The sequence below is a fragment of the uncultured Cellulomonas sp. genome (assembly GCF_963527515.1).
Classification (GTDB): Bacteria; Actinomycetota; Actinomycetes; order Actinomycetales; family Cellulomonadaceae; genus Cellulomonas.
The window spans coordinates 1-13,158 of record NZ_CAURTV010000020.1 but is presented as its reverse complement, the minus strand read 5'-3'; the positions used below and the strand labels follow the sequence as shown (position 1 = coordinate 13,158).

General features: G+C 74.4%; 9 protein-coding genes. 4 read left to right on the top strand and 5 right to left on the bottom strand.

The features are described from left to right. The first annotated feature begins 167 nt into the window (after positions 1–167). Entirely contained in the window at positions 168–2,489 is a 2,322-nt protein-coding gene (locus RYN42_RS07595) for a DUF6055 domain-containing protein (protein ID WP_315095109.1), read from the top strand. Here the strand turns inward: RYN42_RS07595 and RYN42_RS07590 are convergent. Together RYN42_RS07590 and RYN42_RS07585 are read right to left on the bottom strand one after the other, a co-directional pair. Further along, entirely contained in the window at positions 2,486–4,327 is a 1,842-nt protein-coding gene (locus RYN42_RS07590; protein ID WP_315095107.1) for a phospho-sugar mutase, read from the bottom strand. The two genes, RYN42_RS07595 and RYN42_RS07590, sit on opposite strands and share 4 nt — an antisense overlap. A gap of 40 nt (positions 4,328–4,367) precedes the next feature. Further along, positions 4,368–5,207 (bottom strand): purine-nucleoside phosphorylase, encoded by an 840-nt coding sequence (locus tag RYN42_RS07585; protein ID WP_315095106.1) that lies wholly within the window; start codon positions 5,205–5,207, stop codon positions 4,368–4,370. 58 nt (positions 5,208–5,265) lie between these two features. Here RYN42_RS07585 and RYN42_RS07580 point away from each other — a divergent pair, with 58 nt between their 5' ends. From RYN42_RS07580 to RYN42_RS07570, 3 genes are all read left to right on the top strand, one after another. Further along, on the top strand, positions 5,266–6,723 hold the full coding sequence (locus tag RYN42_RS07580; protein WP_399552427.1) for an NAD(P)H-quinone dehydrogenase: 1,458 nt from the start codon (positions 5,266–5,268) through the stop codon (positions 6,721–6,723). A gap of 102 nt (positions 6,724–6,825) precedes the next feature. Next, positions 6,826–7,095, top strand: coding sequence for a hypothetical protein (locus tag RYN42_RS07575; RefSeq protein ID WP_315095103.1), 270 nt, complete (start codon positions 6,826–6,828; stop codon positions 7,093–7,095). Continuing rightward, on the top strand, positions 7,092–7,424 hold the full coding sequence (locus RYN42_RS07570) for a type II toxin-antitoxin system PemK/MazF family toxin (protein ID WP_315095101.1): 333 nt from the start codon (positions 7,092–7,094) through the stop codon (positions 7,422–7,424). The genes RYN42_RS07575 and RYN42_RS07570 overlap by 4 nt, the downstream gene beginning before the upstream one ends. Before the next feature lie 20 nt (positions 7,425–7,444). On the opposite strand, the gene RYN42_RS07565 is transcribed toward RYN42_RS07570, so the two are convergent. The 3 genes from RYN42_RS07565 to efeB form a co-directional block, all read right to left on the bottom strand. Further along, positions 7,445–9,790, bottom strand: coding sequence for a TIM-barrel domain-containing protein (locus RYN42_RS07565; protein ID WP_315095099.1), 2,346 nt, complete (start codon positions 9,788–9,790; stop codon positions 7,445–7,447). Between the two features lie 107 nt (positions 9,791–9,897). Then, entirely contained in the window at positions 9,898–11,853 is a 1,956-nt protein-coding gene (locus tag RYN42_RS07560; RefSeq protein WP_315095098.1) for an endonuclease/exonuclease/phosphatase family protein, read from the bottom strand. A gap of 22 nt (positions 11,854–11,875) precedes the next feature. Further along, on the bottom strand, positions 11,876–13,158 hold a 1,283-nt coding region (efeB, locus tag RYN42_RS07555), incomplete at its 5' end, for an iron uptake transporter deferrochelatase/peroxidase subunit (protein WP_315095096.1).

The window sequence follows — 13,158 nt, the reverse complement described above, 5'->3', positions numbered from 1 at the left end:
CGTCGACGCCGCGTGCTGCAACAGTTGTTGCTCGACCTGCTCATATGAGCAGCGCGGCGATTCATCCGGACGGGTGCCCGGTGTCCGATTGACTGGGCCGGGGGCGTCGGCCACAGTGGGGCGGCCGTACGCCTCTGGCGTGCGGCAGGGCGAAGGGACAGGCGCGGATGGGCCGAGGGGGACGGGGCGCGATCGTCGGCGCCGTGGTCCTGGTCGCCCTGCTGGTCGGCGTGGGGGTCGGCCTGACCGTCCGGCACCTGCGGCCCGACAAGACCGTGGTGGTCCCGGCGGCGTGGGCGGAGTCCTGGGAGCGTGCTCACGTCCTGCAGGGCCAGGACGTCGTGCTCGCCTGGGGCGACCGAGCAGGCGCGGACCCCGCGACCGCTCCGGCCGAGCTGCGGTTCGACCCGGCCCGTGCCGTCGCGCAGCTCGACGCCCTCTTCGCGCTCGACGTGCACGACCTCGGCGTGGTGGACGAGGACGGGGCCGTCGCCCGGCACAAGGTGGTCGTGGTCGTCGACGGGACCTGGTCGGACGGCCCCGGCGCCCCGAGCGCCGGCGTGGTCGTGCCGACCAGCGGAGGTCTGGCGCCGCCCGACCGTGGTGCGACGGGCACGGTGGTCGAGGGCGTCGGCCTGCTGCGCGTGGACGTCCCCGCGCTCACCGCCCGCGGCCACGAGTCGGCGACCGCCCCCGCGACGGGGGCTCCCGCGGCCGGCGGGTCGCAGTTCGACCCGTCGTGGGAGCTGGCGCGCGGGTTCGCGGAGGTGGTGCAGGGCTTCGCGTCGCTCGACACCCCCGGCGCCGGGTTCGCCTCCGACCAGGCGGCCACCTTCTGGGCCGCCAGCGCCGCGTACCTGGCCACCGTGGCGGCCCCCGGGGGGATCGGTGACCCCACCGACCTGGTCCGCAGCCCGCACCTGCACTGGGCCAGCCCTCGCCTGGGCGACGGTGGCTGGCTCCTGCTGCAGTACCTCGCGGAGCGCGACGGCGAGCAGCTGCTGGGCAGCATGTGGCGCGAGGCGCGGGCGGGCGAGGACCCGCTGAGCACCTACAAGCGCCTCACCGGGCTCAGCCAGGCTGACCTGAACCGGCGGGTCGCCGAGTACGCGATGCGCACGGTCACGTGGGACTTCGCGGGTCGCAGCGCGATCGCCGCCGCGGTGGACGGCCTCGACCCCGTGCTGCTCGCGGACCGGACCACGCCCGTCGAGGCCGTCGAGGGGGACCCCGGCCACTACCGGGTGCTCGACGGGTTCGCCCCGGCCGACTACGGCTTCACGGTCGTGCGGCTCGTCCCCGACGCCGGCGTCCGCGAGATCCACCTGCGCCTGCGCGGGCACGACGACGCCGCGGACGCGGGGCTCAGCTTCGGGTTCGTCGCGATGCGTGCGGGCGTTCCCCGGTACAGCCCGGTGACGGAGAGCCTCGACGAGGAGGTCCAGCTCTCGCTGCGCGCGCAGGAGCAGGAGGTCTACCTGGTGGTCGTCGGCACCCCGACCGCGAACCGTGCCCATGGCTCGGGGGACGGCTTCGGCGAGGTCACCCGCTATCCCTACGAGTTCCGGGTCGCGGGCGCGAGCGTGCAGGACGACGCCTCGGTACCGGCCGCCGACGGGGGTCACCGGCACGCCAACGGCGGGGGTTGGGTGGACGACGCAGCGACGGTCGAGGAGACCGCGTTCGTCGGGCCCGACGCCGTGGTGCGCGGCGACGCCCGCGTGCTGGGCGGCGCCCGCATCGAGGGGCGAGCCTGGGTGGACGCGGGTGCGGTGGTCGAGGGTGGCGCCGTCGTGCGCGACGTCGCGGTCGTCCGGTCGGCCGCCCGCCTGAGCGGCACCGTGGTGGTCGGGGGTGATGCGGTGGTCGACTTCGCGTGCTCCGCGGGGACCTACACGACGTTCGACCCGGCCCGCTGGTGCGACGGGCGCACGAGCCTCCCGGACGTGAACACCCCGCCCTCGCCGTTCGCGCCCGCTGACCTCCGGCTCACCCGCGTCCCCGAGCCCACCCCCACCCCGACGCCGACGCCAGCGCCCACGACGCCCGCGCCGCAGGTGACGCCGACCCCGACCGTGCCGCCGGTCGCGCGGCCCACGCCGCAGCCGACCCCCACGGTGCCGAGTCCGACCGACGGAGGCGTCGAGCCGCCGGAACCGGTCCCCGCCGGCGCGTGCACCGCGGTCTACACGGTCACCAACCACTGGACCTCGCAGGGACAGAACTGGTTCCAGGCGCAGGTGGTCGTCACTCCCGGTGCCAGCGGCGTGGAGGGCTGGGCGGTCACGTGGGCCCTGCCCGAGGGCGCTCAGATCACGGAGACCTGGAACACCCGGCTGGGCTTGAGCGGGACCCAGGTGACCGCCGAGAACATGTCCTACAACGGCACCCTGCGTGCCGAGGACACCGCGACGTTCGGGTTCCACGGCACCGCGCCCGGGGACTCCGGCCAGGTCGTGCCGGCGGTCACCTGCTCCCGCACGCGCTAGATGCCGAGCGCCGCCCGCACGTCGGCGGCGACCGCGTCCAGGCGGGTGCGCGCCTGTTCCCGGGCACGGCCGAGGGCCTTGTGGTCCGCGGCACGGTCCACCGGGACGACGACCTCGAGGTAGCACTTGACCTTGGGCTCGGTGCCGCTGGGGCGCACGATGACGCGCGTGCCGTCCGCGGTGAGCAGCCGAAGACCCTCGGTGGGCGGCAGGCCGTCGCGGTCGGCCTCGCTGCCCGCGGCCAGGTCGACCACCTCGGTCACGTGGGAGCCGCCCAGCGACGATGGCGGCCCGCTGCGCAGGCGCTGCACCGTCCGGCCGATCTGGTCGAGGTCGGTGAACCGCGCGGAGACCTGGTCGGTCAGGTGCAGGCCGTGCTCGCGGGCCAGGTCGTCCAGGGCGTCGACGACCGTGCGGCCCTCGGCCTTGAGCCGGGCGGCCATGCCGACCACGAGCAGTGCCGCGGAGATGCCGTCCTTGTCCCGCACGTGCGCCGGGTCGACGCAGTAGCCCAGCGCCTCCTCGTAGCCGAACACCAGGCCGTCGACGCGCGAGATCCACTTGAAGCCGGTCAGCGTCTGCGCGTAGCGGTGGCCCTTGCTGCGCGCGATCTTGCCGAGCAGGCGCGAGGACACGATCGAGCTGGCGAAGGCCGAGCCGTCGGGGTGGGCCGCACCGGCGAGGTCGGCGCCCAGCAGGGACCCCGTCTCGTCGCCGTGCAGGATGCGCCAGCCCTCGGCCTCCGCGGTGTCCGGGCCGCGGAACGAGCGGTGGCGCAGGTCCTGGATCCCGACGCCGCAGCGGTCCGCGTCGGGGTCGAGGGCGATCACCAGGTCCGCGTTCTCGTCGCTGGCCAGGCCGAGGGCGAGGTCGATCGCACCGGGCTCCTCGGGGTTGGGGAATGCGACGCTCGGGAAGTCGGCGTCCGGCTCGGCCTGCTCGGGCACCACCAGCACGTCCGTGAACCCGGCCTCGGCCAGCACCCGCTGGGCGACGGCCCCACCGACACCGTGCAGCGGGGTCAGGACCACCCGCAGGCGCTTGGCGGCCGCCCGGGTGGCGTCGTCCGTCGGGGCGAGCGCCAGGACGGAGGACACGTACGCGTCGAGCACCTCGGGCCCGAGGACGGTCCAGCCCGTCGCCGCGCGTGGCACCGACGCGACCGAGGGGACGTGCGCGATCTCGGCGGCGATGGCCGCGTCGGCCGGGGGCACGATCTGGGCGCCCTGGCCGGAGTCGGTGACCACGCGGCCGCCCAGGTACACCTTGTAGCCGTTGTCCTGCGGCGGGTTGTGCGACGCGGTGACCATGATCCCCGCGTCGGCGCCGAGGTGGCGGACCGCGAACGCCAGGACCGGGGTGGGCAGCGGCGACGGCAGGACCAGGACCTCCATGCCCACCGCGGTGAGCACCGCCGCGGAGTCGCGCGCGAAGTCCACGGACTTGTGCCGGGCGTCGTAGCCGATCACCACGCGCGGCGCCGGGTGCACGCCGTCCAGCTCGCCCAGCAGGTAGTCCGCCAGGCCGGACGCCGCGCGGATGACGACCGCACGGTTCATGCGGTGCGGGCCACCCCCGAGCCGGCCGCGCAGGCCCGCGGTGCCGAACTGCAGGAGGCCGCTGAACCGGTCGGCCAGCTCGTCGCGGGCGGCGGACCGGGCGTCGAGCGCCTGACGCTGCGTCGGGTCCGGCTCGCGGCCCGGCGCGAGGGTCGGGGGTGCGGAGCGGGCCTGGTCGAGCAGGTCACGCAGCTCCTCGGCCGTCTGGGGATCGGGGTCGTCGTCGATCCATGCCTGCACCCGGGCATCGAGGGGCGCCCATGCGTCGTCGCTGGTCATGGTGCCAACGTACTCACGCCGACGACCGGTCGCCTCCCGCCTACAGGCGGCGCACGATCTGCGCCAGCAGCGCGCTGATCCGCGGGCCCGCCGCGCGGCCGGCCTCGAGGACCTCCGCGTGCGAGAGGGGCTCGGGGCTGATGCCCGCGGCGAGGTTGGTCACCAGCGAGATGCCCAGCACCTCGAGCCCGGCGTGCCGTGCGGCGATGGACTCGATGGTCGTGGACATGCCGACCAGGTCGCCGCCGAGGACCCCCGCCATGCGGACCTCCGCGGGCGTCTCGTAGTGCGGGCCGCGGAACTGCACGTAGACGCCCTCGTCGAGCGTCGGGTCCACCTCGCGGGCGAGGGTGCGCAGCCGGTGGCTGTACAGGTCGGTGAGGTCGACGAACGTGGCACCCTCGAGCGGCGAGGTGGCCGTGAGGTTGAGGTGGTCGCTGATGAGGACCGGCGTGCCGGGCGCCCAGGCGGGGTTGAGCCCCCCGCAGCCGTTGGTGAGGACCACGGTCGACGCCCCGGTCGCGGCGGCGGTCCGGACACCGTGCACGACCCGGCGCACGCCGCGGCCCTCATAGAGGTGGGTGCGGGACCCCAGCACCAGGGCGTGGCGGTCGGTGCCCTCGATGCGGATGGTCCGGATGGTGCCGACGTGTCCGACGACGGCCGGCGCGGCGAACCCGGGGACGTCGTGGCTGGGCAGCTCCGCGACCGTGTCGCCCAGCAGCTCGGCGGCGCCGCCCCACCCGGAGCCGAGCACCAGCGCGACATCGTGACGCTCCACACCGGTGGCCTGCGCGATGTACGCGGCGGCCTCGCGGGCGACGTCGAACGGGTCGGTGGTGGGGTCGTCCAGGTCCAGGGCACGTGTGACGTCGCTCATGGTCCGAGGCTAACGGTCACCGTCCGCCTGGCCGTGCTGCGCCGGACCGGCAGAATGGGTGACCGTGAGCACCCCCGCGCAGGACTCGTCCGCCCCCCGCGTCGTCATCGTCGGCGGCGGCCCCGGCGGCTACGAGGCTGCGCTGGTGGGGCGCCGCCTCGGGGCAGACGTCACGGTCGTCGAGGGCGCCGGGATGGGCGGCGCGGCCGTCCTGACCGACGTGGTCCCGTCCAAGACGCTCATCGCGACCGCGGAGTGGATGACCATCGCGGACCGCGCGCCCGAGCTCGGCATCCGGCTCGACGGCACCCCGCTGGCCGGTGTGGTGGGCGGCACGCTCGAGCAGCTGCGGCACCGCATCGACCTGGCGGCCGTCAACACGCGCGTCAAGGCGCTCGCGGCCGCGCAGTCCGCCGACATCCGGGCGCGGCTGGAGCGCGAGGGCGTGCGGATCGTGCTCGGCCACGGCCACCTCGACGGCCCGTCCCGCGTGGTGGTCACCGGGCGGGAGGGTGCCGAGGAGCTCACCCTCGACGCGGACGCGGTGCTGGTGGCGACGGGGGCCACGCCCCGCACGCTGGAGACCGCGCGACCGGACGGCGAGCGCATCCTCACCTGGACACAGCTGTACAACCTCAGCACGCTGCCCACCCGGCTGATCGTCGTCGGCTCCGGCGTCACCGGGGCGGAGTTCGCCGGCGCGTACACGTCGCTGGGCGCCGAGGTGGTCCTCGTGTCCAGCCGCGACCGCGTGCTGCCCGGCGAGGACGCGGACGCCGCCCAGCTGCTCGAGGACGTGTTCAAGGCCCGCGGCATGACCGTCATGTCCCGGTCCCGCGCCGAGGGGGCGCGGCGGACGGCCGAGGGCGTCGAGGTGACGCTCTCCGACGGTCGCGTGATCGAGGGGTCGCACGTGCTGTTCGCGGTCGGCTCCATCCCGACCTCCGCCGGTCTCGGGCTCGAGGAGGCCGGTGTCCGGCTGACTCCGTCCGGGCACATCCAGGTGGACAAGGTCTCGCGCACCAACGTCCGTGGCGTCTACGCCGCCGGTGACGTGACGGGGGTCCTGCCGCTCGCCTCCGTGGCCGCGATGCAGGGCCGGGTGGCCATGGCGCACGCGCTCGGCGACGCCGTCAAGCCGCTCTCGCTGCAGGGCGTGTCGGCGAACATCTTCACGTCACCGGAGATCGCGACCGTCGGCGCCTCCGAGGCCCGGCTGGTGGAGCAGGGCGTGAAGTACTCCGTGAGCATGCTGCCGCTGTCCCGCAACCCGCGCGCCAAGATGCTGGGTGTGCGGGACGGGTTCATCAAGATCTTCGCCCACGCCGCGACCGGGACCGTGCTCGGCGCCGTCGTGGTCGGTCCGCGCGCCAGCGAGTCGATCTACCCGCTGACGATCGCCGTGGCCCACCGCCTCACCACCGACCAGCTGGCCGAGACCGCCACGGTGTACCCGTCGATGTCGGGCACGATCGCCGAGGTGGCCCGCATCCTCCACCACCGGACCGAGGACTGACCCGCAGCGGAGCGCAGGGTCGGTCCGACCATGAGTACCGAGGACTGACGCGAGTAACGAGGGCGTAGCCCGTTCGGTATACCGGCGAGTAGACTGACCGTCGTGTCGACGTTCACCACCATCAAGGTGCCCAAGGATCTCCGCGACCGGATCGCGGCACTGGCAGCGCACGAGGGAACGACCCTGGCGGGTGCGCTCACGCACGCGCTCGACCGTGCCGACGAGCAGGCGTTCTGGCAGCAGGTCCATGAGGCGCACGCGCACCTGACCAGCGAGCAGCGTTCCGCGCACGGGGACGTGGGCGTCGCCACCCTCCGTGAGAACCTCGCCGACCGGAGCGACGACCAGATCAGCGCAGCGGGCGACTGGTGAGGCGCGGCGACATCTACCTCGCCGACCTCGGTCAGCCCGTCGGGCACGAGCAGGGCGGCACCCGACCGGTACTCGTGCTGAGTGCTCAGCCGTGGCTGGACTCGAACCCGCCCGTCGTCACCGTCGTCCCGATCACGAGGACGCCCTGGGTCTCACCCACGCGGATCGAGATCGAGCCGGGAGGCTCGGGACTCAAGGCCACGAGCTACGCACGGTGCGAGGACGCCGCGGCGATCTCGCCGCAGCGCCTGACGTCCAGGTTCGGGTCCGCCGACCCCCTCGTGATCCTTCGGGTGGAGCAGGCTCTCCGCAGACTGCTCGCTCTGTAGACCGAGCGCGTCGTCGGCGGTCAGGCGCGGGCGAGGAGGAGCTCGCCGACCGCGGTGCCCAGCGCGGGGTCCAGCCGCAAGGACTGCAGGTGGGACGCGCGCACCGTCAGGGGGGCGTCGGAGGTCGCGATCTCGTAGACGCGGGTCTTGAGGTCGTAGCTGATCTGCGCGCGGTCGAGGAGCGCGAACAGGCGCGCGTCGACGTCGTCGGCCCGCAGCTGCGGCTCGGGGCCGACCGTGACCGTGAGGGTCCCGTCGACCGGGACGTCGTCGACCGTGACCGAGACGCGACCGTCGCGACGGTCCAGGGTGCCCGCGTAGCCGCTGACCGACGGTGAGCCGTCGAACGACACGAACGTCACGGTCCACGACCGGGTGGCGGGCACGCAGCCCAGCGCGCCGGTGGCGGGTCCGACCGTGAGGGTCCCGGTGCCCTGGGTGAACGTGAGCGGCGTGCGGGCGACCCCCGTCTCGTCGTCCTCGACCAGGGTGAACGACCCGTCCGCGCCGACGACCACGAGGACCTCGAGCGCCGACGGGTTGGCGGGCTCGTTGCCGGGCACGGCGGCCGCGTCGAGGGGGACGATCGCGCCGGCCGGGGCCAGGACGGGGATGCTCGACAGGTCGCGGTGCAGCAGGAGCTCGCGGCCGCCGTCGTAGACGAGGCCGGTGAACACGTCCACCCATGCGCCGGCGGGCAGCCATGCCCGGACCGAGGCCAGCCGGGTGTGCGGGTCGGCCGGGCTGGTGAGCGGCGCGACGAGCAACGAGCTCCCGAACAGGAACTGGGTCGGCTGGTCGTACGCCTCGGCCTGCGAGGGCCACTGGTGGTACAGAGGCTCGACCAGCGGGCGACCCTCGACCGCGGCGCGGTGGTTCATGGTGTGCAGGTACGGGACCAGCCGGTGCCGCAGTCGGAGGTGCTCGGTCATCACGGCACGCGCGGCGGGCTCGAACGTCCACGGCTCCTTGGCGGTGAACGCGTTGGCGCCCGAGTGCAGGCGCAGGATCGGGGAGAACACGCCGAGCTGCAGCCAGCGCGTGGCCAGCTCGTCGTCCTTGCCGCCGAACATGTGGCCGCCGATGTCGTGGCTCCACCAGCCGTACCCGATGTTGGACGCGGTGGCGGTGAAGTAGGGCTGGAAGGCGAGCGACGCCCAGGAGATGACGGTGTCGCCGCTGAACCCCACGGGGTAGCGGTGGCTGCCGGGGCCGGCGTAGCGGGAGAACGTCAGCGCTCGGCGGCCGTCGCGGCCGTTGTCGAGGTAGTGGAAGTGGTTGAGCATCCACAGGGGGTCGATGCCGGCGACGCGCGAGTGCGGACCGGACTGCCAGTCGAGCCACCAGAAGTCGACGCCGTCGTCCTCGAGCCGTCGGTGCAGGACGTCGAAGTAGGCGTCGAGGAACGCCCGGTCGGTCACGTCGAAGGCGAGGGGTTCCTCGTGCGACCGGCCCAGCGCGGCGGCCATCGCGGGGTGCGCGTCCTCGTGCGTGCGGACACCGTCCGCGGGGTGCACGTTGAGCGTCACGCGCAGGCCCCGCTCGTGCAGGGACGCCAGGAACGCGGCGGGGTCCGGGAACAGGGACCGGTTCCACGTGTAGCCGGTCCAGCCGCTGCCCAGCGCCGGGTCGACGTCGGTGACGTGCCAGTCCATGTCGATCACGGCCACGCTGAACGGCAGGCCCTCGGCCTCGAACCGGTCCAGCAGGGCCGCGTAGGTGTCGGCGGTGTAGCGGTGGAACCGGCTCCACCAGTTGCCCAGCGCGAACCGGGGGAGCACGGGCGTGGGCCCCGAGACCGCGTAGAACGCCCGGAGCGCCTCGCGGTAGTCGTGGCCGTACGCGAACACGTACAGGTCCGTGCGGGAGCCGTCGCGCGGAGCCACCCAGCCGTCGGGCTCGAACACCATCGAGCGGGAGTCGTCCAGGACGGCGAAGCCCTGCCGGGACACCACACCGGGTTCCAGCGGGATGGCGCCGTCGGCGAGGTCGAGGGTGCGCGCGGTCCCGCCCAGGCCCACGGTGTCAGGGGAGTCGTCGCCGTAGCGCCACACCGAGTGGTAGGCGCTGACCCCGCCGAGCACCGAGACGCTCAGGCCGCTGGTGCTGAACGGGCGGCGGTCGTAGACCAGGTGCAGCCGGTCGGTGAGCACCTCCACGTGCGCGTCCGTCTCGATCACCCGGAAGTCCGGCACCGGCAGCTCGCGGTTGAGGGCGAAGGTCGAGGCCCGGTCCTCGAACACCCCGTCGGCGGAGTGCTCGAGCCGCACCAGCCCGTCCGTCAGCACCGTGATCCGGTACTGCGGGCCGACGACCACCGCGCGGGGGTCGGCGAGCGGTCGGGCGGGCAGGGGCTGCCGGGTCATGTGATCGAGGGTCCTCTCGGGTGGAGCGGCGGACAAACGGGCGGTCGCACCGGTTCGTGGGTCCACCTCGGCGTCGAGCTGGTGGTGCGGGGGTCGACGGGCCTGCGTCAGTCGACTGTCAGCTCCGCGGACAGCGGGCGGTGGTCGGACAGCGGGGTGGTCCACACGAACCCGCGGACGAACGTCACTCCCTGGCCGAAGACCCAGTCGATCTTGGCGGTCGGCCGGTCGGCCGGCGAGGTGAGCATCTCGGAGTCGGCAGGCTCCCAGCCCTCGGACTCGAGCAGCTCGATCTCCGGCCAGCCCGGCTCGGCGTTGAGGTCACCGGCCAGGAGCGCGGGCGACGTCACCGGCTCGGCGTCCGCGAGCGCCTCCAGCTGCTCCAGGCGGGTCGGGGTGTTCGCCTCGCGGTGCTGGGTGTGGATCGACGTGACGCGCAGCTCGGTCCCGTCCGCGGTGGTCAGGGTGGTGCACAGGGCGGACCGGCTCTGCGGTCCGGCGCCGTAGGGCAGCCGGTGCACGACGACGTCCGTCAGCTCGGAGCGGGCCAGCACCGCGTTGCCGAACTGGTGGTCCGCGGCGGGCGCGAAGCGCACGGTCATGCCGAGCCGGTGCGCCAGCCAGGTGGCCATGTCGGTGCCGCCACCGAACACCCATCCGCGGTTGACCTCCTGCAGCGTGACGACGTCCGGGTCCTCCTCCTCGATCGTCGCCGCGATGCCCTCGAGGTCGACGGCGGTCAGCGGCGAGACGCCGTAGTGCAGGTTCCAGTCCACGAGCGTGAGCGGCGACTCGTCCGCGCGGGCGGGCACCTCGGCGCCCGTGGTGCTCGTGGTGGAGGGCAGGAGCCCGACGACCCCGAGGACGAGCGCGGGCAGGACCATCAGGCGCACGGAGCTGGCACGGCGGGGGAGCCGGTCGGGGCTGGTCAGTGCGGGCACCGCACCGGGGGTGCGCCGGCGCAGGCCGGACAGTGCCAGCCCGGTGGCGGCCAGCACGATCACCCAGACGTTGTCGACCGGCAGGGGGACGTCGTAGTCGAGCATGTAGAGCAGCAGCGGGCCGATGGTCCCCAGTCCGACGACGAGCGTCGCGGCGCCCGTGCGGGTGATCCCGCGGGGCGCCGGACGGTGCGCGCTGAGCGCCGCGGACAGGACGATGCCGAGCGCGAGCTGGAGCACGACCACGGCCACCAGCGCGGCGATGCCGGTGAGCCACAGCGCGCAGGCGGCACCCGCGACGAGCAGCACGGCGGCACCCACCCGCACGCCGGCGGACCAGGGGTCCGGCCGCAGGAGGGTCCAGGCGCCCAGGGCGTTGGCGACGACGACCACGAGCCCCGCCCAGCCGAGCGCGACCCCGGACTGCGAGGCCACGAAGGCGGGGTTGGCGACGATCATCGCGGCGAGCGCGAGGAACAGCCCGAGCACCCAGAGCCGGCGCGGCCGTCCGGTCGCCTCCGACGCCGACGAGGCCGTGAACGCGACGAGCCCGCGGGCGGTCACCACGACCCCCACCGCGAGGACTGCCGCGACCAGCCAGCCGACCCCTCCGTCGCGCCACACGGCGTCCCAGGTGCCGAGCACCAGCTGCAGACCGGCGGACAGCCCGCAGCCGAGCACGAGCCCGATGGCCGCCTGTCGGCCTCCCGCGGGGCGGCCGGCGACGAACGAGACCGCGAGCGTCAGCACACCCACCGCCACGGCGACCGCCAGCAGGCCCACGACGACCAGGGCGCCGCCGTCGAGGGCTTGGACGGTGAGGCGCAGCACGGCGAGCACGGCGGCTCCGACCAGCAGCGTGCGCGCGTCCGGCGAGCCGGAGGGCCGGCGGAGCGCGACCAGCAGCAGGGCGGCGACCAGGCCCGCGCAGGCATACGTGCCGAGCGCCGTGACCGCGGCCTGGACCACCCCGGCCGCGAACGCCCGGTCCAGCAGCGGACCGCTGGCCCGGACCAGCTCGAGGCACATCACCGTGAGCAGCGCGACGAGCCACACACGTGTCGGGGTGCCGGCGTCGGGGGGTGTCCGCACGGGGGTGCCGGCGGGGGGAGTGGTCGTCACGCGCGCGACAGTACCCCGGTGGTCAGGCGAAGAGCTGCTCACCGACGAAGGGGCTGTCGTCCGTCGTCACGGGTGTGCCGTCGGCGCCGGTGACCAGGGAGCCGTCGGGCACGCCGGGCGGCACCGCGAACAGCCCCGAACCCGTGTGGGTGAGGTACTCCATAAGCACGTCGTCGCGGGACAGCGCGGCCTGCATCGGGATGTAGTGGGTGCGCGGGTCCCGCACGAACGCGAGGAAGAACAGGCCCGCGTCCAGCCGGCCGAGCGCGTCGTTGCCGTCGGTGAAGTTGTACCCACGGCGGAGCATGCGGGCGCCGCCGTTCGAGGACGGGTGGGCCAGCCGCACGTGGGAGTCGACGGCGATGAGCGGCGCGCCGCCCCGGCCCTCCTTCGCGAAGTCCGGCTCGCTGAACTCGGTCCCGCCCGACAGCGGGGCACCCTCACCCTTCGTGCGGCCGACGAGGGTCTCCTGCTCGCGCAGGGAGGTGCGGTCCCACGTCTCGATGCGCATCCGGATCCGGCGTGCCACCAGGTACGACCCGCCGGTGAGCCACCCGGAGTCGATGCCGGCCTGGTGGTCGGCGGCAGCGGCGCTCGCGGGCACCCACACGTGCTCGGCGAGCGCGTCGGCCTCCTCCGCCTTGACGTTGGCGGTGCCGTCCTTGAAGCCGAACAGGTTGCGCGGGGTGCGCTGCTCGGTGCTCGTGGACGACGTCCGCCCGTACCCGAGCTGCGTCCAGCGGATCGTCGCCGAGCCGAACGCCGCACGCGACAGGTTCCGGATGGCGTGCACCGCGATCTGCGGGTCGTCGGCGCACGCCTGCACGACGAGGTCGCCGTCGCTGCGGGCCGGATCGAGGTCGTCGGCGGCGAAGTGCGGGAGGTCGACGAGGCCGCCGGGGAGCCGGCCGGCCAGGCCGAAGCGGTCCTGGCCGGGCGCTCCGTCCGGGCCCGGGGTGCCGACGAACAGGGAGCGGCCGAGGCCGAACGTGATCGTCAGCCCCGCCGGGGACAGGTCGGCGGCCTCGCCGGTGTCGTCCGGCGGCGCGTCGTACGGTCCCGACGCCGGACCGAACGGCCCCGCCGAGAGGCCCTGCGTGAGCCGGGCGGCGATGGTCGTCCACCGGCGCAGCAGCTCGACCAGCTCGTCGCGGGACGTCGTCGTGAGGTCGAACGCGGCGAGGTAGAGCCGGTCCTGCGCGGGGGTGACGATGCCGGCCTGGTGCGTGCCGGTGAACGGGTAGGTGCCCGCCGCGGACACGGGCGCCACGGCGTCCGCCGCCGTCGCGCGGCCGACCCCGAACC